General features: G+C 38.3%; 20 protein-coding genes. 9 read left to right on the forward strand and 11 right to left on the reverse strand.

Annotated features, from left to right (window positions below):
- Positions 1-5: 5 nt before the first annotated feature.
- Positions 6-1,184, reverse strand: a complete 1,179-nt coding sequence (locus EHQ47_RS02105; protein ID WP_135697129.1) for a MaoC family dehydratase — start codon at positions 1,182-1,184, stop codon at positions 6-8.
- A gap of 71 nt (positions 1,185-1,255) precedes the next feature.
- Complete coding sequence (locus tag EHQ47_RS02110; RefSeq protein WP_100720202.1) at positions 1,256-1,438, reverse strand: hypothetical protein; 183 nt, start codon at positions 1,436-1,438, stop codon at positions 1,256-1,258.
- Between the two features lie 84 nt (positions 1,439-1,522).
- On the opposite strand from EHQ47_RS02110, the gene EHQ47_RS02115 reads away from it, so the two are divergent.
- The 3 genes from EHQ47_RS02115 (at position 1,523) to EHQ47_RS02125 (ending at position 6,045) form a co-directional block, all read left to right on the forward strand.
- Positions 1,523-3,127 carry an NADP-dependent glyceraldehyde-3-phosphate dehydrogenase gene (locus tag EHQ47_RS02115; protein WP_135746814.1) on the forward strand — a complete coding sequence of 535 codons (1,605 nt, stop codon included), beginning with the start codon at positions 1,523-1,525 and terminating at the stop codon, positions 3,125-3,127.
- Positions 3,128-3,203: 76 nt separating this feature from the next.
- Positions 3,204-4,517 carry a DUF1554 domain-containing protein gene (locus tag EHQ47_RS02120; RefSeq protein ID WP_135746813.1) on the forward strand — a complete coding sequence of 438 codons (1,314 nt, stop codon included), beginning with the start codon at positions 3,204-3,206 and terminating at the stop codon, positions 4,515-4,517.
- Positions 4,518-4,767: 250 nt separating this feature from the next.
- On the forward strand, positions 4,768-6,045 hold the full coding sequence (locus tag EHQ47_RS02125; protein WP_135746812.1) for an esterase/lipase family protein: 1,278 nt from the start codon (positions 4,768-4,770) through the stop codon (positions 6,043-6,045).
- 18 nt (positions 6,046-6,063) lie between these two features.
- Here EHQ47_RS02125 and EHQ47_RS02130 read toward each other — a convergent pair whose 3' ends face one another.
- Together EHQ47_RS02130 and EHQ47_RS02135 are read right to left on the reverse strand one after the other, a co-directional pair.
- Complete coding sequence (locus tag EHQ47_RS02130; protein WP_135746811.1) at positions 6,064-7,005, reverse strand: histone deacetylase family protein; 942 nt, start codon at positions 7,003-7,005, stop codon at positions 6,064-6,066.
- A gap of 38 nt (positions 7,006-7,043) precedes the next feature.
- Complete coding sequence (locus EHQ47_RS02135) at positions 7,044-7,607, reverse strand: hypothetical protein (protein ID WP_135746810.1); 564 nt, start codon at positions 7,605-7,607, stop codon at positions 7,044-7,046.
- Positions 7,608-7,693: 86 nt separating this feature from the next.
- On the opposite strand from EHQ47_RS02135, the gene EHQ47_RS02140 reads away from it, so the two are divergent.
- Positions 7,694-8,656 carry a putative glycoside hydrolase gene (locus EHQ47_RS02140; protein WP_135746825.1) on the forward strand — a complete coding sequence of 321 codons (963 nt, stop codon included), beginning with the start codon at positions 7,694-7,696 and terminating at the stop codon, positions 8,654-8,656.
- Positions 8,657-8,693: 37 nt separating this feature from the next.
- On the opposite strand, the gene EHQ47_RS02145 is transcribed toward EHQ47_RS02140, so the two are convergent.
- Complete coding sequence (locus tag EHQ47_RS02145) at positions 8,694-9,716, reverse strand: lipase secretion chaperone (RefSeq protein WP_135746809.1); 1,023 nt, start codon at positions 9,714-9,716, stop codon at positions 8,694-8,696.
- A gap of 90 nt (positions 9,717-9,806) precedes the next feature.
- The gene (locus EHQ47_RS02150) at positions 9,807-10,718 is read right to left on the reverse strand and encodes an esterase/lipase family protein (RefSeq protein WP_135746808.1); all 912 of its coding nucleotides are present in this window, start codon (positions 10,716-10,718) and stop codon (positions 9,807-9,809) included.
- A gap of 229 nt (positions 10,719-10,947) precedes the next feature.
- On the opposite strand from EHQ47_RS02150, the gene EHQ47_RS02155 reads away from it, so the two are divergent.
- A complete protein-coding gene (locus EHQ47_RS02155; protein WP_244290179.1) occupies positions 10,948-11,808 on the forward strand; it encodes a heparin lyase I family protein in 861 nt (286 codons plus the stop codon).
- Between the two features lie 22 nt (positions 11,809-11,830).
- On the opposite strand, the gene radA is transcribed toward EHQ47_RS02155, so the two are convergent.
- Complete coding sequence (radA, locus tag EHQ47_RS02160; RefSeq protein WP_135746806.1) at positions 11,831-13,198, reverse strand: DNA repair protein RadA; 1,368 nt, start codon at positions 13,196-13,198, stop codon at positions 11,831-11,833.
- The gene (locus EHQ47_RS02165) at positions 13,198-13,836 is read right to left on the reverse strand and encodes a ribonuclease D (protein WP_135746805.1); all 639 of its coding nucleotides are present in this window, start codon (positions 13,834-13,836) and stop codon (positions 13,198-13,200) included. Before EHQ47_RS02165 ends, radA begins: the two co-directional genes overlap by 1 nt.
- A 54-nt stretch (positions 13,837-13,890) precedes the next feature.
- Between EHQ47_RS02165 and EHQ47_RS02170 the strand changes: the two genes are divergently transcribed.
- The 4 genes from EHQ47_RS02170 to EHQ47_RS02185 all read left to right on the forward strand — a co-directional run bounded on the left by EHQ47_RS02170 (position 13,891) and on the right by EHQ47_RS02185 (position 19,777).
- Positions 13,891-15,777, forward strand: a complete 1,887-nt coding sequence (locus EHQ47_RS02170; RefSeq protein ID WP_135776465.1) for a glycoside hydrolase family 36 protein — start codon at positions 13,891-13,893, stop codon at positions 15,775-15,777.
- A 75-nt stretch (positions 15,778-15,852) separates the two neighbouring features.
- Positions 15,853-16,311, forward strand: a complete 459-nt coding sequence (locus tag EHQ47_RS02175) for a putative lipoprotein (protein ID WP_135746824.1) — start codon at positions 15,853-15,855, stop codon at positions 16,309-16,311.
- Between the two features lie 167 nt (positions 16,312-16,478).
- Positions 16,479-18,158: a hypothetical protein gene (locus EHQ47_RS02180; RefSeq protein ID WP_244290180.1), complete on the forward strand. Its 1,680-nt coding sequence runs from the start codon at positions 16,479-16,481 to the stop codon at positions 18,156-18,158.
- A complete protein-coding gene (locus EHQ47_RS02185; protein ID WP_135776467.1) occupies positions 18,155-19,777 on the forward strand; it encodes a dolichyl-phosphate-mannose--protein mannosyltransferase in 1,623 nt (540 codons plus the stop codon). Before EHQ47_RS02180 ends, EHQ47_RS02185 begins: the two co-directional genes overlap by 4 nt.
- Here the strand turns inward: EHQ47_RS02185 and EHQ47_RS02190 are convergent.
- The 3 genes from EHQ47_RS02190 to EHQ47_RS02200 are packed head-to-tail and all read right to left on the reverse strand — an operon-like array spanning position 19,734 to position 22,589.
- A complete protein-coding gene (locus EHQ47_RS02190) occupies positions 19,734-20,846 on the reverse strand; it encodes a SpoIIE family protein phosphatase (RefSeq protein WP_135746801.1) in 1,113 nt (370 codons plus the stop codon). The two genes, EHQ47_RS02185 and EHQ47_RS02190, sit on opposite strands and share 44 nt — an antisense overlap.
- Before the next feature lie 28 nt (positions 20,847-20,874).
- Complete coding sequence (locus EHQ47_RS02195; protein ID WP_135746800.1) at positions 20,875-21,690, reverse strand: hypothetical protein; 816 nt, start codon at positions 21,688-21,690, stop codon at positions 20,875-20,877.
- Entirely contained in the window at positions 21,690-22,589 is a 900-nt protein-coding gene (locus EHQ47_RS02200; protein ID WP_135776468.1) for a histone deacetylase family protein, read from the reverse strand. Before EHQ47_RS02200 ends, EHQ47_RS02195 begins: the two co-directional genes overlap by 1 nt.
- Positions 22,590-22,607 lie beyond the last annotated feature (18 nt).

Here is a 22,607-nt window from a genome sequence, read left to right on the forward strand (position 1 = left end):
TCACCTTATGGTTGTTTTTTGATAATCAATCTTCTTTCTATTTCGAAGATTTTTTCTGGGATTTTTTCTTTACCTAGTTTCTTTTTATCGTTTTCTTTGAGGAAAAGATCCGCACCAAATTTATCCAAAGCATCGTTTGCTTTGATGTTTTTGAGTCCGATGAATTGGATTTGAACTTCACCCGCAGGGATTCCGTATTCCGTTCCTTTGTCTTCTGTAGTTAATATACGAGAAATACAAGTCACAGTGTCACCCGAAAATGCCGGTTGTGTATGGTAACCTTCAGTGAATCCAAGTTCCCAAATTGCGTTTTCAGAAATATCACGGGAAGCCATACCAGCTAACCAACCAAACACGAGTCCACCATAAACCACTGGTTCTCCACCCATAGGGCCAGAGATTCCCGCAGAATACAATTTATCATAATGAAGTGGATGAGTATTTCCTACGCGGAAAGTCCATTGGTAGTGTTCGTCAGTGATGGTTCTTCCATTTTGGTGAACATAAATTTGACCTGGTTTGAAGTTTTCAAAGTAAGTATGGCCCCAAGTCACATCTTTCATCTCAGTTGGGAATTTGAGATTTGGAAGTTTGAGGGCGGGAGTTTTAGACTCTGGGAAAAATGCGGAAGCATCACCTGGTTTTGGATTGCCTTTTGGTTTTCCATTGGATTGGTAGATCATGATTTTACGTTCGTATTGTAAAACCACTTCATTCTTTTGATTGAGGCAAAGTGTTCTTACATGAACGATTCCCGGTTTGTCTGGACCTTTGTCATCCACTGCTAGAATTTTAGTGCGAGAAGAAAGTGTATCACCAGGATAAACAGGTAGTAAAAACTGTGCGTTGTAATAACCGAGGTTGGCAAGCGCCTTCTCACTGTTATTTTGTACGCCAATCGAAAGTGCTAAGTTAAACACCATGAGTGGGTGAACTAGTAAATCAGCAAATCCATGTGCCTTTGCATATTCTGCAGATAGGTAAAGTGGGTTTGCATCCATAAACACAGTGGCAAACTCTTGGGCAAAACTTCTGTCCACAGTGAATTGACGAGGGTGAACATAGATATCACCTACATTAAATTCTTCGAGGTATCGTCCATAAATGTTCTTTTTGACATCAGAGAGAGAAGCAGGTGTGCTGGGAGCTAACTCACCAAAGGGGGACATAGGTTTTTCGGCCATGGGAATTCCTTTTTCGAATGGGATAGGACTAATTTTCCAAGAGAGGTCCTACCGAAAACGATTTTTCAGACTCATCCGGTCGCTCGTTTGGCGTATTCCTCCTTCCAGGCGCTATGCCAATGGTACCATTCTTCACGCACAGCACGATAACGAACCAAATCACTACGAACTTCTAACATAAGTGATTCTAATTCTTCCACACGGCGGAAAAGTCGTAAGGTCAAAGCCTCCCACTCTTCTTTGTTTTGGTCCATCCATGGTTCCATAAATTTTATATCGGCTGTTCTTTTCTGTAAAATGTTGCTTTTTTAGTCACCTGCCCATTCGATTCATGGATCATGAGCTTTGTTTTTCCTTCTGAAGATTCCATTCCAGAAAAATACAGGATCCAACCGATCCACCAAAAAGAATACCTCTTGGGTGGTGAAATTCGAATCTGGGAAGGAGAATCACAAATTGTCAAATCTCCAATCTTTCTAAACAAAAATGGAAAATTGGAACAAGTGGTTTTAGGATCCTATCCTAATTTTGATGAAAAACAAAGTTTACTCGCACTCGATGCGGCCGTGAAAGCCTACAACCACGGAACAGGCGTTTGGCCCATTGCCACTTCCAAAGAAAGAATTGATGCCGTTCGAAAATTCATTACACTGATGAAAGGGAAAAAAGACCAAATCATCTTACTTCTGATGTGGGAGATTGGCAAAACAGAAAAAGATGCCACAAAAGAATTCGAAAGAACGATCGAATACCTAGAAGACACAATTGAATCCTTACAAGAACTCGAAACAAGTTCTGCAAACTATATCAAAGAAGGAGGACTGATTGCGCAAATCAAACGTTCTCCTTATGGAGTGGTCCTTTGTATGGGCCCATTCAATTATCCTTTGAATGAAACATTTTGTACTCTAATCCCTGCCATTCTTATGGGAAATACTGTCGTTTTTAAACCGGCAAAATATGGAGTATTATTACTACAACCACTCCTTGAATGTTTTCAGGAAGCTTTTCCTCCTGGTGTCATCAACACCGTATATGGTGATGGTTCCAAAGTCATTTCTCCGATTATGGAGTCAGGCAAAATTGATGTCTTTGCTTTTATTGGTTCTAGTCATACGGCTAACCTCATCACAAAAAAACATCCCAAACTCAACCGCCTAAGATCCGTTTTGGGACTGAATGCAAAGAACCCTGCAATCGTTTTACCTGACACCGACTTAAAAACTATGGTTCCTGAAATTTTATCGGGATCACTTGCTTATAATGGACAAAGATGTACTGCCCTAAAAATTCTATTTGTTCACAAAGATATCTTAGATGAATTTACAAAACTTTATTTAGAAGAATTCACAAAATGGAAAGCAGGCATGCCTTGGGAAACGGGAGTCAATTTTACTCCGCTCCCTGAAGAAGGAAAAACACAATGGTTAAAGGAACTATTGGATAACGCTCTTGGGCATGGTGCAAAAATTTTAAATCCTGGTGGGGGAGAAATTCAGGAATCGTTTATGTTTCCAGCAATTCTTTCTTCTGTTTCACCAAACGCACGTTTGTATCATGAAGAACAATTTGGGCCTCTGGTTCCCATTGTCCCCTTTTCTTCTATCGAAGAACCATTAAACTATATCTATGAATCCAATATGGGCCAACAAGCGAGTGTCTTTGGGAAAGATCCAAAAACCATTGGCAAACTCATTGATATTCTGGTAAACCAAGTGGCAAGGGTCAATTGGAACGCCCAGTGCCAAAGGGGACCAGATTCCTTTCCTTTTTCTGGAAGAAAAGATTCGGCTGATGGAACACTTTCGGTTTCTGATGCTCTGCGAGTTTTTTCCCTTCGCACTGTTGTGAGTTTCAAAGACAATGAGATGGGACGTAATCTTCTAGGAGAAGTACTGAAAGAAAGGTCTTCCAATTACTTAAGCCAAGAATTTCACTTGTAACTCCCTTTCTTTCTCCGATATTTGAAAAAGGTAAGTCACTTACTTGTTTTAAGTATTGTGGGAGGGGGTTGGAAACATGCGTTGGAATTTTTTCGTTTCCATCCTTTCTTTGGGTTGGTTCCTTTCTTGTAACCAAGTGAATCCACGAGATGAGTTGCTTTTCACACTCATTAGCGGACTAAATCCCGTCAGTTCGACCTCAACATCCGTTTCTGTTTCTTCGTCCGCAAAAATCAATGTATCCAGCACAAGTGTTTTATTGAAATATGGAACCCCACAAAACTTCGGAATTTCGTTAGTCAAATTACCTACTGCGAATGTCACCGCTTCTTTTACTTTCACTAATACAAAACTGACTGTTGACGGTTCGGCAACTTCGCCGAGTCCAACCGTGCTTACTTTTACTCCTTCAAATTACAACGTAGTTCAAACAATCAGTTTGAATTCAATTACCCAAATTTTGGATTCTTCTTCTCTCACAATCACTGTAACGAGTGCCGACCCTTTTTACAACACCAGTGGTGCCGTTTCCATCAGCCATCAAAATATCTATATGGCATATACGGGGAATTCGTTTATCTTTCAGAATGCTGTGGCCGCACCAACTCTCACTCCTTCTATCACCTTTGTGATCACCAATTGTTCCGTGACTCCATCTCTTCCCACTGGATTGAGTTTGAATGCAAGCAATTGTGTGATTTCAGGAACACCTACTAGTGGCACACAACCGGCAACCTCTTACGCAGTGACTGCTACCAACGGTACCGATTCAGATACGCATAACATTAGTATCCAAATTGAACCAACAGTGTATAAAGTATTTATTACAGCGGCAACATTCAATGGGAATCTACAAGGAGCCGCTGCCGATGGTCCTGCTGGTGCCGATTTAAAATGCAATGCGGACACAAACAAACCATCGACTGGAACTTATAAAGCAATGCTTACGACAGATGGTGGAGCAAGAGTTGCTTGTACTTCTGACAATTGCAGTGGCGGCGTTGGAGAAAACACAGATTGGGTTTTCCAATCAGGGAGGATTTACATCCGCGCGAGTGATTCAGCAAGTTTACTCAGTCCCAATGCTGCGGGAATTTTACCGGCAGATAGTTCTGACAATTTTACAACCAACCCTTACAGCCTAAACCATTCCTTTGATTCAGGAACCACCAAAGAATATTGGACGGGATTTGCCCAATCCAACTATTGGCAAACAGCCACGCAAGAAACTGAAAATACATGCAACAATTGGACAATAAATGTAGGTCCATCACCAACTAGCGATGGTGGGAGGGTCGGTGCCTCCAATAGTACAAATTATTCAGCCTTCCGAAACGGAAGTGGAAGAAGCTGCGCCTCCTCATACTACTTAGTTTGTGTTGAATATTAAATATTAAAATTCTTCAGTCCAATTTGAATGACTCTAATGATAAAGTTTTAAATTCGATCCAATCATCAGATTTCTTTTGGTGTCCTACCCAATCCGCTTTCTCCTATTCCCAGCCTTCACTTTCCCCTAAATGAACTTTTTTCAAGCTGATTTCCTTTTGCAGTCACGCCACTTTTTCCCTGACTGGAAAAGGTAACTCACTTACTTTTTTCACTCGCTTTCCAAAGAAACCGAGTTACAATCTTTCCCCGTGATCCAAATCCTCATCAATTCCCTTGCTGGAAAAACAGTATCCCTCACACAAAAGACAACGGATTCTCTTCTGAAAGGAATCCAGGTTTTAGTCAAAGGTAGCCTAACAAGCACAGGTGGAGGATTAGACCTGCTTTCCAATGCTTTTTTCTATAAACCAGAATGGCGAGAGGCATTACAAAAAGCCGGGGTCCAAGTCAAAGAGACGGGGCAAAAATCAAATGAAAGTTTGCAAAAAACAATCGAACAAACAAACCAAGCCTTTGACAAAGCACTTTTTAAGGTAGAACTGACCGCCAAACAAAGCGATGATATGATATTTGATAATCGAATGATATCAAGTATTCTTGGAAGTTCGCATGATCAAAAATTTAAACTTACAAAGATAGACATGAGTTTTCGAACGATTGGGAAAGACATCACAGCAAAAGAAACGATTGGGGAATATAAAAATTCAAAAAAAACGAAATCAGTTTTATTTTTGCCAGGTTTATTTACCGATGAGTCGGTCTGGCAGGAACAGACAGTCGAATACAAAGACAGAAAAATAACCTCACCAGGTCTTGCTACCGACTTGCAAGAAGTAGGTTATTATCCTTTTTATTTGAGATACAACCACGGCCTTCCCATCCACGAAAATGGGAAAAAACTGATGCATCTTTTAGATATTTTTTTTAATGAAGATCCAAATATAAAACCGGATATCATCTGTTATAGTTTAGGATGTTTAATTTTTCGCTCTTGTTTGTATCATGCCAAATTAGAGAACAAAGAATGGCTCCATCGATTCGGGAAAGTAATCCTTATTGCAGCACCAAACAAAGGTTCATATTTAGAGAAAATAGGATTTTGGCTTGGATTTCTTTTTGAAAAAAGCCCCAATGTAGCTCTTAAAATTATAGGAATGATAGGCAATCTTCGTAGTGATGCCATCAAAGATTTATCCTTCGGACTCATTCGCAAAGAAGAAAAAGGATGGATAGAAACCATTTCTGGTTATTTTGGCGAAACTTATTTTGGTGAATTGGATGAGATAGATGTTTACCAAGCCTATGCTCTTATGGAAGGAATTGAAAATCCGTTACAAAACTTTCTTGGTGATGGGATTGTGGAGAAAAAAAGTCTTACCTACCTGACCGATAAGGTATTTACCAAAAAACCGAACCCCGCATTACGAACATTAGAGCTAAACAAACAAAATCATTTTTCTATTATTAGTGCAAGGCCACTCATTCATTGGGTGAAGGAAGTTTTTGAAGTTGTGCCTAAAGTTTAAATTTAAGGTGTTAAAATGTTAAGATGCTAAGGTTTCCAAATGCAATTTCACTGATTCGGAAAGTGCTTTAAAATCATATCCACCTTCTAAAAAGGAGATCATTTTGCCGTTAGAATAAGTATTTGCAATGTTTTGTATTTCCTTAGTAAAAATTTCAAAGGAGGATGTGGGCAAATTCATTCCACCCAACGGATCTTGTTTATGTGCATCAAAACCTGCTGACACCAATACAAATTCTGGTTGGAATTTTTCCATTTCTCTTTGGATGGAAGGGAAACTAGATAAATATTCGAATTCACCCGCACCACGTGCCAAAGGAATATTCATAGTGGTTCCAAATCCCTTCCCTTTGCCACGTTCCGCTAAAGAACCCGTTCCTGGATAAAAAGGAAACTGATGGAGGGATATGAAATAAACGGAATCATCTTCGTAGAACTGGTGTTGTGTGCCATTTCCATGATGGACATCCCAATCAAGAATCAAAATCCTTTTGATTCCTTTGGACTGAAGGTATTTTGCGGTAATGGCAATATTATTAAAAATACAAAATCCCATTGCATGGTCTGCTTCCGCATGATGGCCTGGTGGACGAACGAGTGCCATTCCATTTTTCAAATTTCCGAGTAATACTTCATCAGCTAAGTATAGTCCTGCACCAACCGCAAGGTTTGCCGCCATATAGGAACGAGAGGAAAAAACTGTATCACCATCCAAATACCCCGAACCTTTTTCTTCGCAGGTTCTACTCACCAAACGAACGTAATTTGGATCATGAATGGAAGAAATCACTGATAAGGGAGCTTCTTTAAAATCTTTTTTCCATAAAAAATTTTTGGAAGGTAAATCGGAAAGATGATCCAAAATGGATTCCAACCTTCCATGTGTTTCGGGATGCCCTGGCCCTGTGTTGTGTTTTAGAAATTCTTCGTGGAAGGTGATTCCTGTTTTTAATGATCCCACTTGTCCCTCAACTTGTCGTTTTTCACTTCCCGAATTTTTTACTGAAACAACATAAACCTTTCGATAAACACAATCATCTCCACAATTTCGGCAATGATACGGTCGATTTGTTTTGTAATTTGAACCTTTTCATCAGGTGTGATCAATTGGTCGAGTCCAGCATTTCCATAAATGGCATAGAAGGTTTTAATATCTGTCGAAAAGGAGGAATTAAACCATTCTTTGAATGTCCTTTGTTTCATTTTGTATTCTGGTTTGATGGATCCCGTAAGTTCCCATACAGATCCTTCCGTAAACCGCAACCTAATTTCAAATAAACCTCGGTCTTTTCGAATATAGGTTTCTTCGTCGACGGGCGAAAAATCGATTTTACGCAACATAACAAGGACAAGTAAAATACTTTCTAAATACTCAATGAGGTTCTTCTTTTCGGACCCGCTGATTTTGGAATCGTCACCAAGGTGTTGTAAATACGATTCTCCCATACCCTGGAAAAGACGGGAAACTTCCACCATTCGGTCTTTAAAACTTTTTGGATCCGATAATTCCTCAGGGAACCTTCCGTAAGATTTTAAATTGAAGTCGTTGGAAATTTCTAACATGCCCAAATTTTCTTATGGCACATCATTTTCGTCAATCGATTCGATTTGAATTTTCAGAACCAACCCAAATTCTTGTCATTACTACCATGAAACAGGCAACTTTTTTCCTTTTACTATCATTCTTCCTTTCCTGCCAGTCCGCATCCAAAACCGAAAGACGGCAAAATGCAGATCCCACAGGGATCACTCCTGATTTTATTGAAGGGCTCTATATCAATACCAAAACCATTCGTGATAAAAAAAGATGGAGCCTATTATTCCAAGTAATGAAAGACGCAGGGATGAACACTGCTGTTGTCGATATGCAACCATATCCACCTACTCCCGAACAGGTAGCGGAAGCCAAAGCATTAGGTTTCTACATGGTAGCAAGGGTAGTTAACTTTGAAGGTGGATTGATAGAAAAAACACCTAACGCAAATTTGATGACATCCATTCAAAAATCCATTCGCAAAGCCTGCGAATTAGGTTTTCCAGAAATACAATTGGATTATATACGATATGCTGATGGTGGCACTAACTTTAGTATGAGTTATGAAAAACGGTATGAATCCATTCTCGGAATCATCAAAGATCATAAAGAAAAAACCAAAGACAGTTGTTCCAAAGACACTCGTTGGACTGCCGATGTATTTGGTAGAGTTCCTTTTATTGAAAACGATGTGATTGGTCAAAAAGTAGAACCGTTTAGTGAAGAACTGAATGGGTTATATCCCATGTTATATCCATCTCATTTTTACGGATTAACCAAACGAGTGGCAGATCCGTACGGAACCATCAAGGACGGTCTTGACCTTACAGTTAAACGTGCCAAACAAGGAACCAAAGCCATTGCTTGGGTACAAGGTTTTAATATGATGGTAGGCCCAAGCAAACTAACTTATACAGATTATATCAAAGTACAAATGCAAGGGGCAAAAGATTCACTAGGACATGGGTTTATTGTTTGGAATGCCGGAAACGAATACATCGATACAATGAATGCATACGAAAAGTATAAATCTGAACCAAACCCTAACAACCAGAAACTCACAAAAAACGAAAACTAATTGTAAGCTTCTGTAAGTGACAAACCAAAGCGGGGATTTATTTTCCCGCTTCTTCTATATTTTTCCGCCTCACGTAAGCATCTGCTTCTTCTTCTGAACCCAAGAACTGAATCCGTAATTCTTTCAGTTTCTTTTCTTTTTCTTGTGGAGAAAGGCCTAGATTCTCCTTTAAAAATTCTTTTTCTTTGGATTCATACTTGGCGATGGATTCATAAAACTTTGTCTCTTTTGCCCTTTCTTCCGACAAACTAGCCGCTCTTTCTTTTCCAAAGTATTTGGTTTCGATTTTATTTAGGTATTTTTCTTTTTCTTTTGGATCAGTGATTGCATTGAACTCTTTATCACGAAGGCTCATTTCCACTTGGTAATGATCATATTTATCTTCTCTAGAGACTAAAGCATCATAATAAGACCCATATGTTTTTTTCTTTAGGTCTTCAAACTGTTTCACTCGTTGTTCTGCCGGTACATTGGAAGATTGTTTGATAAAGTTTTGTGTACCTTCTAAAAAAGATACTTGGGATTCTTCCATTCCAAAAACCAAATCGGCCTTTTCTCCAAGGACATCTCTTCGTTTGGCTTTGATCTTTTCATACAATTCTACAAAGGATAAATCTGTTGGCTGTTCCCACTTTCTGTATTCTTCTTCATAACGAAAGTATGATAGAAACAAATCTTTTACTTTTTCCTTATCTGGAGATTCATATTCCGAATCAAGATAAGCAAGGATGGTTGCATTGCACTGGTCAGGTGTATATTCGGGTTTACATTTACGTCGTAATGCCCACACTTCCCAAACAAAATTAACCTTACCTGTTTTTAAATCTTCCAATAACTCTAAATAAGGTTTGGTTCTATCTTCTCGAAAAGGAGAGATTGCCTCGTCCCAAAATCCCTCTCCTGTTCCCAGAGGCGAAATTCGATCCCTAACCATTTGTTCTTCTGGACTGAGTGATTGTTTCGACTGATCTGTAGTTGAGTTTTGTTTTAAAAAGTAAAGTAACCCCAAGAAGAAAAAAAGAAATATAGAGATGATGATAATTATTTTTTTAAAATCCATTCTGACTGTATAAAAACCTAATGCGGATATGTTTTGAAATTGATTCGAAATAAAAAAGCCGGATGGGCATCCGGCTTTGGTTGTTGGTTTTTATAAACCAGCTTTTGCGTTTTTTGCGATGTTTAAGTACCAACCTTGCACATCGTAATAGTTTTGTCCGCTCCAAGCCAAGTTTGTTGCTTGTAAGTGATCAATACCAGTGGCAAACCAATAAGAAGAAGGTGTTCCTTTCCAAGCTCCCCATTTTTGAGAATTCAACGGAACCACACCATCATTACCGCCACCTAAACCGTAATACAAACCACCAGCCCAAGTGATTGGGTGAGTGAGTGCCATGATTGGGTGTTGGATGAGGTCTGCCCAAGCCATTTCACTTCCATAAGAGTAGTATTTGATTCCGGATTTGTTAGGAGAGTTAGTATTAAAAGTTTTCACATAACTTACAGTCAGTGATTTTCCCATAGCAATTACATCTTGTGGGCGACCATCACGGTAAACTAGCTTTGCAAGTAAACTGAGTGCAGAATTTGCGAATGGTTGTAACCAACTTGGGATAGCAGCCAGAACGATATCAGCCATTGGTGCTCCTTGGTGAAGGGAGTTGATGGTAGTGACAGTTTGTGTTTTTCCAGAAAAACCTAAGTTGGAAACCATATAACGAATGACAAGTCCACCTTGGCTATGGCCCATCAAGTGCACCTTAGAACAACCGTTTGCTGTCATCCATGTAGATACAGAAGATTGGATTTGGCTCGCACGAGTAGGAATGGAGTTGGTTGCCGAACTTCCAGGAGTGGTGACTTTTGCGCCTTGGCTACGAAGATAACCGTCAAGGCCTCCCCAATACTTGACTAGACCACCTGCAAGACCTTGGGTATCATCAAAACCAAGGATTCCATGGACAAGTGCGATACACTGACCATCAAGAGGACCGGCAAACAGACCGGAGGTGGGAACGGAGAGAAGGGTCGCTAAAAACCCAATCAAAATTTTCTTTTTCATATTTCACCTGAACTTTCTATGTTTTTTACAATATGAATTCACAAGAATGACATCAGTCAATAACTTATGGCAAATTTAGGTCAAATGTTTCGGAACGATGTTCTTAGCTAACACTGTATGTTCTCTCTGCTTATGCACGATTTCTAGTACTTACCACAAGGGGATGGGACAAACAAAATGGGAGACAGTTTTGACGGACTTAGTTCGTCTATAGGCTTTGATGGGAACGATGAGAAAGCAATGGCAACACCTCCTCCTTTTGGGAATTTGTCTGGGACTAACCACCCAACTTGTCCAGTGCCAAAAAAAGACAGAAGACCAAACAACTGAGATTTTAGCGGGAACCCTACTTGCTTACCAAGCAGCCACAACCATCTCTTGTACCAGTGAACAATTGACAAAAACCCAACAAGGAAGGATCTTCCAAACTAGTTTTGAGTCGGCTTCCGAATTTTCTTCTTTCTATATTGTTCCCTCACCTTACCAATCGGCAGCCACTCATGGACAAAGTACGGAACAAAAACGTACAGGCACATATTCCCATAAAGCAACTATCTTGTCCGTAGGTCCCAGTTGTTTTTATCCACAAAATTGTAACCATAGAGGGTATCCGACTATCCAGCTCAACAAACTTCCGTCAGGTGGATTCAAAACACCAGTCTTAGTTGAGTTTTATGCTTATCTGGATATGAGTCTGCCAAATAGTGCCGACTGGTTTAGTTTTGCGACTTTTTCAGCAGATCCCAGCGACCAATGGAGGCGAGTGGTTCTTGTGAACATCGATTCAAAAAATTATGCTTATTTAATGCATGTTCCTTACCACAACCAAAGCCAACATACATTCCAAAACACAAATACAAGTTTTCCACAAAGGCAGTGGACAAAACTCACAACCTGCCTTGACTTTTCTCCTTCGGGAGGAATGGCAAAAGTGTGGATGGATGGAACTTTGATTTCAACCGCCAGTGTTTCTGGAGGCTGCGGTGTATTAGAACAAGCTCACTTTGGACTCTATGCTTCACCAACGGTGAGTGCTGGAACCATTTATAATGATGATTTAAGAATAGAAGAAGTTTCTGTTTGTCCTTAAAAAAGAAAACTAGTTTCTAAAATCAAAAACCTAACTCTTGTAAGTGTTTAACAGGGATCAGCTCTAAAGAAGAAAAAAGCCCATCCACTTCTTTAAAATTCCCTTGGGGAATATAAACTTTGGAAATTCCAATTCCGGCCAATTCTTTTAGTCGCAAACTAATTTGGCCTACACTCCTCACTTCTCCCGAAAGCCCTACTTCCCCAAGAAAACCAATTTCTCTGGAAACTGGTTTGTCTTTAAAAGAAGAAGCAATCGATGCGGCAATGGCTAAGTCGAGACTTGGTTCGTCAATGCTCAGGCCACCTGCAAGGTTGCTAAAGATATCTGATTCAGACAATGGGAATCCCAAATATTTTTCGAGAACAGCAGAAAGTAAAATCACACGACGATTGTCCAAACCTTCTGCCATACGACGAGCTTGCCCATAAGATGACTTAGTCACAAGAGCCTGCACTTCCACACCGATGGCGCGGGAACCTTCCATCACAGAAGACAAAACACTTCCAGATCTTTCTTCTGATTCAGGGGAGATAAACAAACGATGACGGTCGAGTACTTGTTTTAACCCACCAGAAACCATTTCAAAAATGGCGGTGTCACCTACGGCACCAAACCTGTTTTTGACAGCACGGAGGATGCGGTAATAATTAAACCGATCCCCTTCAAAATAGAGAACTGTATCCACCAAATGTTCCAAAACTTTAGGGCCGGCAATCTGGCCTTCTTTTGTGATATGGCCAATGAGAAAAATAGGAACGGATGTCCTTTTGGCGGTTTCCAAAAACACTTGAGAAGATTCTCTTAGTTGCGTGATGGTTCCTGCTTGGTTGACCAAACTTTCTTTCAAAATGGTTTGGATGGAATCGACAAAGACTACTTTGGGTTTTAAATCCGAAATCATCTGCGAAATATTTTCCGCATACACTTCGGAAGATAATAAAATGTTTTGGGAGGTGACTCCCATACGTTTGGCTCGAAGTCCAATTTGGGAAGCAGACTCCTCTCCCGAAATGTATAAAACAGAACCTTCCTTTGCAATGTTTTTGGCCATCTCCAAAACCAGAGTGGACTTTCCCACTCCAGGTTCCCCACCAACTAACACCAAACTACCGGGAACAATCCCTCCACCAAGCACCAAATCCAATTCGCTAAAACCAGTAGAGGTGCGAACATGAGCGTCACTCACCACAGAACCAATCGATTTTGGATCTGTGTATTTTCTATCTTTTGGTTTTTGAGAGATGGGAGAATCAAACCTTCCAGAAGAGGTATTTTCTACCTCTTCAATTTGGTTCCACTCCCCGCAAGAAGGGCATTTTCCAGCCCATCGGCTGAAACTATCCCCGCAGGATTTGCATTGGTATTGGGGGAGTTGTTTTTTTGCCATCAGTGTTCGAAAAGATTAGGCACTTCTAAAAGATCAAGTTCCACTTGTGTTTCTAAAAATCCAAAACAACGCTCAGCTAGTGCAAACCTATTTTCGCGGATCATCATCTCCGTTAGGATGGATTCAAGAGCAATCAAAAACCGAACATCTGTCGATGCATAGTCTACTTGGTCTTTGGTAAGGATCTTTTTTCCCCAATCCGAACTTTGATTTTTTTTATCGATGTTTTCTTCAAAAAATTCACGAATGAGTTCTTTTAACCCATGTTTGTCGGTATAAGTTCGAGCAAGTTTACTTCCAATTTTAGTGCAGAATACATTTTGCACTTTGATCCCGAGTCTTGCACGTAAAAAGGTCATGTCCATTCGAGCATAATGGAAGATCTTAGTGATCTCTTTGGATTCAAATAATTTTTGGATGTGCGGGGCTTCTTTTTGGCCAGGAAGAATTTGAACGAGAGCGACTTTATTTTTAGAATCGGAAATTTGTACGACGCAGAGTCTATCCCTTCTAGGATTGAGTCCCATCATTTCACAGTCCACGGCCAACCGGTCATCCTTTTTGAAGGCTTCAAAAAAATCTTCGTTCAGGTCACCCTGGAGGACGACAGGTTTTATAGTTGAACGTTTTTGGGTCATAATGGCTTACTATGGAAACCACCCTAACAAAATCATCAAATAGATTTTTCCAAGATGAAAATTCAATACAGAGTTCATAATTCCGTCACCATTTCTAACTTTCTTCCTGTAAAGGCAGGGGTTTACCAATCCGAATGTAAAAAATTCGAACTTTTATTACCTTCCACTACGGATCAAAAATCAGGTACAGTCCTCAGTCCCAAACTCATTTGGAGAGAACCGACAAGACCCGAAGTAGGATTTTCTGTAGATCATTTGGAACTAGAATTGTCCCTACTCCCTGAAGGGAACGGATATTCTCTTTTCCAACATGGATACCAATCCTGGTCCATCTCTAGAAAAGTCGAAAGTACATCCGTCGACAAACCACCTTTTTTATCTTTTTTACAATACTCGCAAGAGAATATTTATTCAAAACATGAATCAAAGGTCGGAAAGTTTATATCAGAATACCTTGCTCTTGTTTTTAATAGGGAAACTGGAAATGGTGTTTTGTATGCGCCCATCGAACAGGGAGAATTCGGAACTAAATTTGAAATTGTCTTTGGAGAATCCGGCAACATAACGTCCGTTAAAGTTGTTTACGATGTTCATTGTTTACCCGACCTTCGTCCCAATACAAAACTCAGCATCGCAAAAATCAAAGTCCTAACGTTTAAAGGAAATCCAGAAATCAAACTGGCCAAATACTTTGAAGAGTTAGGAAAAAAAGAAGGCCCAGGAAACTTACCAAAAAAAGTTCCGACTGGTTGGTGTTCTTGGTATTATTATTATACAAAAATTGACCAAAAAACAATTTTAGACAATTTAACAAAAGTTAGAGAATTAAATTTACCTTTTGAGTTCTTTCAGATTGATGATGGATACCAAAAAGAAATTGGAGATTGGTTAGTTCCAAACGATAAGTTTCCAGGAGGGATGAGAATCCTTGCTGATGAAATCAAAAGAGTGGGACTCAAACCAGGGATTTGGCTTGCTCCTTTCCTTGTTCGAAAAAAATCAGAATTCTTTCGCAAATATCCTGAAGCCATCCTCAAAGACCAAAATGGAAAACCGGTTCCTGCCATTTACCAACCACTTTGGGGAAGAGGTTATACCTATGCTCTTGATATCACACACCCAACGGCATTGGCTTATATAGAAAAAGTTTTTTCTACCCTTGTCAAAGAATGGGGATATCCTTATTTAAAATTGGATTTTCTTTATGCTGGTTTACTTCCTGGCGATGTGTATAACAAAAGTTTATCGCCGCAAGCTCGTTATAGAAATGCATTAGAACTCATTCGTAAAGTTGTTGGGAAAAACACATTTTTACTCGGATGTGGAGCACCCATGTTGCCATCAGTAGGAATTTTTGATGGAATGCGTATCTCTTGTGATGTGGCACCATTTTGGTATCCTGAAAAACTTCGTGTATTCTTAAAAGACAGAGATGCACTTTGTACAAGAACCGCCCTCATCAACGATATCACTCGTTCCTCGATGCACAGACATCTATGGTTAAACGACCCTGATTGTTTACTCGTTCGTAAAAAAAGAAACAAAATGAACGAAGCACAAACCAAACTGATGGCTTCCGTCATGGCTGTGTCAGGTGGGATGTTACTAGTTTCAGATGATTTGACAAAATTAGAAACAGACCGTTTGGATCTTTTAAAAAAGGCCTTCCAACTCAACAGAGAATGCCAGGCATATACACCGATACCAATCGGAATTTTTGAAGAAGAATTCCCTACGGCCATGTACAATCCAGCAGGTTATCTTGGAATTTGGAATCCAACAGAAGAAGAACGCACCATTCAGGTGGCCATCCCACAAGGACTAAAAACCAAGGAGCCTTTTTTGGACTTCTGGACAGGAACAATGGTAAACCTTCGAATGATTGGTGGTCACTTTGAAATCACATTGCCTGCTTTTGGGTCTGTGGTTGTTTCAGTTTAATTCAGAAAATTAATTGACGGTTTCTAAATTGGACTTAGAATCTTTGCAATTCGTCGTAAGAGGTTTTTTATGCGTATGTTCAAACATTTGAGTATAGTTTCCGTCATTGCGGTACTAATTTCATTTAACAATTGTTCCATTTTGGATTCTGCTTCTGGTAGCGTTAGCCGATTAGGAGTTTCTGTTTCTGACTCTGCTTCTGCACTAGTGAAATCAGTTTCTAATAGCATTTCTTCTATTTCTGATAGCGGAAAAGAAAAAGCAATGAACGAATACAAAGAGGATATCATTGCAAGTGTAGCATTACAAATTCGTTACGAAAACCAAAAACAAGAACTTGAAAACCAACTTTCTTTGATTGCAAAATCTCACGGTGTCGTTGCTTGGAGATCAAACAGCGCAACTTACATTGCGATTGGACAAGGATTAAAACAAGCAAATCTTTCTCCATCTGAGATGAAAATCGTAGCGGAAGACGTAGCAAAACAAAATGTTACTGTCGCAAAACTAATCTTAAACGGGTACAATCTATAATTCAGATCCACTTTGGGCGGAGAAATACCGCCCATTCCTTATTCTTTTTACTCATCTATTTTTTATTTTTTCCTTCCATTCAATCAAAGCCGAACCCAAATCCATTTGGTTTTTTATACATTGATTCAAATTCAGGTCAATCCAGTGGCGGACATTCTGCACTGCGCTTGGGAGACAGGGTTTACCATCTGCAGTATTCCTTCGAAGACAAAATCTTCCACATCGTCAGAGAACCATGGGATGAGTTTCGATTCCAATATGGGGTCGTACAAAATCGGAATATTGAATTTTATGAGTGGGATTTATCGGAACAATCCAAGCGTCTTTTACGACAAAAATGGAACGAACTCTATCTCGTCCAAGAGACACATATCCAAAACCAAAAAAAACTGGAAGAAGAATGGGAAAATTTAAAAACAAAGAGAACTGAAAATCAATTTTTTTTACCAGTTTCAGGTTTTGGTTATTTTACAAATATCCATGATCCAAACCCTTCCTTTCTGAATTTATTTTCTTTTTCGGAAGAAGAAAAAAGAGAGTTGGAAACTACCATATTCAAATGGGAAAATACCGAAAAAAATCTACATTTAACAGACGATATACGGTCATTACCAAAAACTGATTCACCCTACCCTTTAGTTTCTTCTCTACAAACAAAAACAGAACAATACAGAATCATACAAAAAAGAATTTTTGTTCGTAAGTTTCTCTTAGATCCTGTTTTGACTTATGACCAAGCCTTCCTGCAATTAAAAGGCCCTAATTTCCAACTAAATGAAACCGAAAAAAAAATCTGGGGAAGTTACCTCAATCATTTGGCAAAGGACTTAAGATCATGTCTTTTTGAAATAGAATGTAATGATTGGGAGGAAATGACCTTACTCATCCGAATCCTTTATGTACAAAAATCAATCAAAGAAGGATATATTGTATTCCCCAAAAAAAACCTCGATGGTTTTACCTATCTCCCTGAAATAGAAATACCTGAATCCATAAAAACCACCAAACAAGAAGAATATGATATTTTATTTGAAACCAACAAAAAAAACTTTTCTTCAGGTTATGACCCCATTCTTTTTTTTAATTGGGAATCTTTTTTAACGAGATACCAAGGTTTTTTAGATTCAAACTATTTTATCGAAGGGATTGAATTCAATTGGAAAGGAAACAATCCATACCAAAACAAATTGAATCAAAACCTAGAACCAATTGATTTGAATAAAGACATTTCAAAAAATGAAGAAAATCTAGAAAGATACACAAAAGGAATTCAAAATCTATACTCTTATCATTTGGTGAATCAAAATTGTACAACAGAACTCATCCGTTATATGAATGAAATGTTTCCCGAAGGCAAAATTGGGAATGAGGTTTTTTGGAAACCAATTTCAAACAAAGTGATTAGTTTTAATTTTATCCCATCCGTAGCAGCTTTCAAATTAGAATCCAGTGATTCCACAAAACAAACCAAAGTTTATCCATCATACAGAAATCTCAAACGTAAACAACTTGTCCAATTTTCAGAAAGGTATTTCCAAGATCGATTTGTCCCTACCTCAAAAATCTATAAAACAAATCCCATTGATCATTCGTTTTTATTTTTTACAGAAGAAACCATTTGGGATCGCCCAATTTATGGTTTGTTGAATACAGTGTGGGGGATTGGTTATACAACAGCGGGATTGATCACTGCCCCTTTTGATAAAGGGAAAAGATTTTCGAAAGGAACGGAGACTGTATTTTATAGCCTTCCAGAACTTGTCTTTTTTAATATCCGTAAAGGTCATTTTCCTTTCATAACTGCAAAAGAAATTCCAGAAGAGTACTACGAAAAAAATTCCTTATGAAAACAGCATTTTTATTTTTCCCTTATCTATTCCTTTTGGTTTGCCAATTTTTACCTAACAAACCTTGGTTTTTTCCAGCAAACTCCCTAGTTTACATTGGCATTGCCATCTTTTTCATTTTTCTCCAATCCGTAGTTCTTTATGGAAAAACGAAGGGGCTCGTTTTTTTCAAAAATTTGGAACAATATAAATATCCCGATTGGATTTTTGCGTTTTTTTTCTTTGTCTGTTTGGTTTTATTTCCAATTCGTAATATGGATTGGGGTGATGGACTGCTTCTTTTAGAAACCAATCTTTTAGAAACCAAACTATTTGGGTTTCAATTCACCTTAGATGAAATTCTAGAAACCGTCCTTCATAGCCTAGTTTCCAATTTTTTATCAAATTTGGGTTTTACCGATGACCCAAGAATTTCTTATACTTTTTTATCCCAACTAGCAGGAATTTGTGTGATTTTTGGTTTTTTATGGGCAGCCAGAGAAAATTTAAAATCAAATTCTTTATCAATACTCATCTTACTTTCGTCAGGTGGTATATTGCTAAACTTCGGTTATGCAGAAAACTATACTCTTGTAACAGCAAACCATTTATTTCTCTATATTTTTGTCTCAAAATTTGCAAAAAACCCGAAAGACAATGATTTATTGTTATACGGTGCAACTGCTTTGGTTGCGATATCTATGTTATTTCATTTGGTATCAGGATATTTGGTACTTCTTTTGGTTTATCTTTGGTATTTTCATTCCCCAAAAGAAAAAAAAATCAAACATTTGATTGTCTGTAGTTTCATCGGATTTTCTATCCTTCTTCCTTGGTTTTTGTATTTTTTATTTTTGCATGATCCATCCATCGATAGAAATAGCACTCATTTAATCCATCCTCCATTTTATCCGAGAAATCGATTGATTTCTTTAAACCACATCAAGGAAATCCTTTCTGTTTTGTATTGGAACGTGTCCATTCCTTCCTTATTTTTACTGTATCAATTCCTCTTCTCACGAACTGAGTGGAAACAATTTCTCAGAAGACCTGAGTCAAAAGTCACTGTTGTTGCTATATTCGCTTTTTTTCTCCATGGATTTTTCCATAACCCACAGTTAGGTTTTCCTGCGGATTGGGACTTAATGGGTTTTTATTGGTTACCCATTACCTTTCTAACTCATCAATTTTGGATCCAATCAAAAGAGATCCACTTTGAATGGATTCCTGTTTTTTTATTTGGGACAGTGGTTGTTCTTGTTTCCGCGGTGAATTTAAATAAAACAAATCCAAAAAAAGAAATTTTATGGGAAGTAACAAAAACAACAATTCATAGTTATGTGGAAGAAAATAAAATCTATATCAACACTCTTTCCAAAGATGATAAAAAGTTTTTTGCAAAGGGCGATTTTTTATTCTATAAAGGACAAGTCATCACAAAACAACTTTGTGATTTTCCTGAAAAATTAGATATCATTCGTGAAATGAACGCACATAGAACCAATTGGAAAAAAGGATTTGAAGATGGTCGGTTTCAATCCAAAGACGTACTGAACCAGTTTCTAACAGAAGCAACTAAAACAAATATAAAATATATTAAATCTCTAGAAGTAAATAGGATATGTCATCCGCAGCTTTAGAAGAGGATTCTAAATATTGAATATAGTTTGTGATCTCTGTTTTCATGCTGTCAATACGATTGGTTCCACCAGGAAGTTGGATCAAAGTTTGAACCAGCGGATGTGTGCTAGAAGCAAGAAGTCCATCGGAATATAAAAAAAGAACATCTCCTGTTTCCACTTGGATTTCATTTTCAGCAAATTCCATTTCTTTCAAAATTCCTAAAATTTGTCCTGATTGGTCTTGTAAAATCAATGGGGCGCGACTTTCTTTTTGAAATACAATCGGGAATGGATGACCACCTCTCGCGTAGGTGATTTTTTTCTTCGGATGGTCCACAACAATACTAATCGCTGTCATACTATGAGTTCCGATGGCATTACAAAGTTCTCCATTCAACCGGACTAACAATTCAGAAGGAGCAACCGTTGTGGTTCTTGCCAATTCTTTATGTATCGTTGTCATCAAAATGGCAATGAGGCCAGAAGTTACTCCATGGCCTTCAATATCACCCATTAAAATTAAAGTACGATCTTCATCCAAAGGCAAAACTTGAAAAAAATCTCCTGAAACAAAACTTACAGGTTTGATATCAGCAAAAATCGTGTGACTGATCTGGGGAAGGTTCATTGTTTTTGACTGGATTTTTGCAGCCAACCGAAGATCCCTTTTGATGGACTCATCCATCGATTCCTTATCTTTCAAAAAATTATAATATTCAAATGCTCTTGAAATTGCTGCTTCAATCGATTTTGTATGGAAGGGTTTTAGAATAAAATCGGAGGCTCTATGATAAAGTGAAGAAACAACGGTTTGAATATCGTGTTCCCCTGTCATCATTAGAACTTGGGTTTTGGAATCATAAGTTTTGATTTTTGGTAACAGGTCCAACCCAGATGTATGCGGCATATTGACATCCAAAAAGACGATTGGATTTCGTTCTGCTTCAAAGTATTCCAAACCTTGCAATGGATTGGTAAAATACCGAACGAAGTAACCCAATCCATTGATAATAAGTTCTAAAGTTTCACAGATTTCTGTGTCATCGTCAATGATTAGGATCTCAGGTTTAAAAGAATACTCGGACATCTACTAGATGTATCGGCTTTTCGGATGGTTATTTTGAGACCAAAGTAAATTTTAGTTTTTCTTTCACTTCCTCCACCTTTTTGAAATAGGCCTCATGGAAAACTTTTTTCTCCAAATAGGGATCCGTGCAGGAAATCATCTCTCCATACTTCCACTCATATGGTTCCCCATTTTCATAACGAACTCTGTTCTGATGGATCTGGGAAGACAAACTTCTCAAATTGGTACCACGAAAATTTTTCACAAGGGCTCGAAATGTTCCTTCTTTTTCTGGATCGATAAAACGAAACTTTCGTGAAAATAAAACTGCATCGTGAAAGTATTCAGGCACATTAAAAGCACCTGATGTTCCGAGTCTTTTTGAAAGGACTCTAATGAAATCAGTAAATTCGTTTAAAACATTGAGACCAGGATATTCTTGTCCAAAATATAATTCTTTTTTGATGTCCCCTGGCTCAAAGTTAATATTTTGCGTCAGAAGCCAGTCGATATAAATCATTGGAAATTGTTCGTCATCGCCTTTCATCTGAAATTGTGATACTTTCAGGCGAGTATGAACCAATATCTTTTTAGTTTCTGTTTTAATATAAATGCGATTGTCAAAGTTGTTAAGAATTTCTAATTCGATGATTGGATTTGGGAATCCGCGTTTTTCAACGGCAGAAATTAATCCAGCGCTTACTAACAGTTGTTCAACTTCGTAATGAGTGAACCGATTAAACAACCGTGGCTCCATGTTGAGCGAAGTGTTTAGTTCTTTAGAGACATCAACTAAAGACAGATCATCTAAATTCAGCCAATCAGATTCGTTTTTCTTTTTGTCTGTAGACGAAAATACTCCCATTATTTTTCACCGAATGCCGTAATTGTATTAAAATGGATTTCAACTGTATCACGAAAGTCACGAGCGTAACCACCGGCAAGTGTCACAACACATGGAACGTTCAACGACTCTGCAAATTTGCGAACCATCAAATCTCTTTCTTTTAATCCTTTCATTGAAACTTTTAATTCTCCAAGAGAATCATCTTCATAAGGATCAGCTCCTGCAACATAATAAATTATATTGGAATCAAAATCTTTTCGGATTTGATTTAAGGATGTTTCTAATGTAGACAAATATTCATCATCTTTTGTGTTCGGTTCTAAGTTCACATCTAAGTTAGATACTTCTTTTTTTGGGTAAAGATTACCTTGGTGCATCGAAAATGTGAAAACTTTGTCATCATATTGAAAAATATAAGAATTCCCATTACCTTGGTGCAAATCCAAGTCAATGATAAGCGCATTTAATTCTGGATTTGTTTCTTTTTGTTTTCGTATAGCAATTGCTACATCATTCAAATAACAAAACCCTTCTGCTTTGTCCGGGAAACTATGGTGGTAACCGCCGCCCATATTAAAAGCAAATCGCGAAGTTTTTGAGAGTTCTGCAGCCATCATTGTTCCACCCACACCATACATAAAACTTTCCACAATACTTCGATTAAGTGGAAGTTCTGAATACATTGTTCGCGAAGTATGTTCGTAACTAAACAAATCGTCTAAGTATTCTTTTGTATGAACGAGTTCTAAATCTGCCTCTTCTGCTTTTTTTGGGAGCAAAATGTCCCAAGATGCATAAACAGGATCCCTTTTCACACGATTATAAAGATGAGAATACTTATGTGCCGGGAACACATGACCCGGCAATTCGAGATTGTACGAAGAGTGGTAGATAAGAGCGAGTGCATTAGATGCCATTAAATTGATATTTTTGCG

This window comes from Leptospira bourretii, assembly GCF_004770145.1.
In the GTDB taxonomy this organism is placed as follows: Bacteria; Spirochaetota; Leptospiria; order Leptospirales; family Leptospiraceae; genus Leptospira_A; species Leptospira_A bourretii.

What these genes read in the sequence shown, in the direction of transcription:
- EHQ47_RS02105 (WP_135697129.1), bottom strand. Translation starts at nt 1,184, where the DNA reads ATGGCCGAAAAACCTATGTCCCCCTTTGGTGAGTTAGCTCCCAGCACA.
- EHQ47_RS02110 (WP_100720202.1), bottom strand. Translation starts at nt 1,438, where the DNA reads ATGGACCAAAACAAAGAAGAGTGGGAGGCTTTGACCTTACGACTTTTC.
- EHQ47_RS02115 (WP_135746814.1), top strand. Translation starts at nt 1,523, where the DNA reads ATGAGCTTTGTTTTTCCTTCTGAAGATTCCATTCCAGAAAAATACAGG.
- EHQ47_RS02120 (WP_135746813.1), top strand. Translation starts at nt 3,204, where the DNA reads ATGCGTTGGAATTTTTTCGTTTCCATCCTTTCTTTGGGTTGGTTCCTT.
- EHQ47_RS02135 (WP_135746810.1), bottom strand. Translation starts at nt 7,607, where the DNA reads ATGTTAGAAATTTCCAACGACTTCAATTTAAAATCTTACGGAAGGTTC.
- EHQ47_RS02140 (WP_135746825.1), top strand. Translation starts at nt 7,694, where the DNA reads ATGAAACAGGCAACTTTTTTCCTTTTACTATCATTCTTCCTTTCCTGC.
- EHQ47_RS02145 (WP_135746809.1), bottom strand. Translation starts at nt 9,716, where the DNA reads ATGGATTTTAAAAAAATAATTATCATCATCTCTATATTTCTTTTTTTC.
- EHQ47_RS02150 (WP_135746808.1), bottom strand. Translation starts at nt 10,718, where the DNA reads ATGAAAAAGAAAATTTTGATTGGGTTTTTAGCGACCCTTCTCTCCGTT.
- EHQ47_RS02155 (WP_244290179.1), top strand. Translation starts at nt 10,948, where the DNA reads ATGAGAAAGCAATGGCAACACCTCCTCCTTTTGGGAATTTGTCTGGGA.
- radA (WP_135746806.1), bottom strand. Translation starts at nt 13,198, where the DNA reads ATGGCAAAAAAACAACTCCCCCAATACCAATGCAAATCCTGCGGGGAT.
- EHQ47_RS02165 (WP_135746805.1), bottom strand. Translation starts at nt 13,836, where the DNA reads ATGACCCAAAAACGTTCAACTATAAAACCTGTCGTCCTCCAGGGTGAC.
- EHQ47_RS02170 (WP_135776465.1), top strand. Translation starts at nt 13,891, where the DNA reads ATGAAAATTCAATACAGAGTTCATAATTCCGTCACCATTTCTAACTTT.
- EHQ47_RS02175 (WP_135746824.1), top strand. Translation starts at nt 15,853, where the DNA reads ATGTTCAAACATTTGAGTATAGTTTCCGTCATTGCGGTACTAATTTCA.
- EHQ47_RS02185 (WP_135776467.1), top strand. Translation starts at nt 18,155, where the DNA reads ATGAAAACAGCATTTTTATTTTTCCCTTATCTATTCCTTTTGGTTTGC.
- EHQ47_RS02190 (WP_135746801.1), bottom strand. Translation starts at nt 20,846, where the DNA reads ATGTCCGAGTATTCTTTTAAACCTGAGATCCTAATCATTGACGATGAC.
- EHQ47_RS02195 (WP_135746800.1), bottom strand. Translation starts at nt 21,690, where the DNA reads ATGGGAGTATTTTCGTCTACAGACAAAAAGAAAAACGAATCTGATTGG.
- EHQ47_RS02200 (WP_135776468.1), bottom strand. Translation starts at nt 22,589, where the DNA reads ATGGCATCTAATGCACTCGCTCTTATCTACCACTCTTCGTACAATCTC.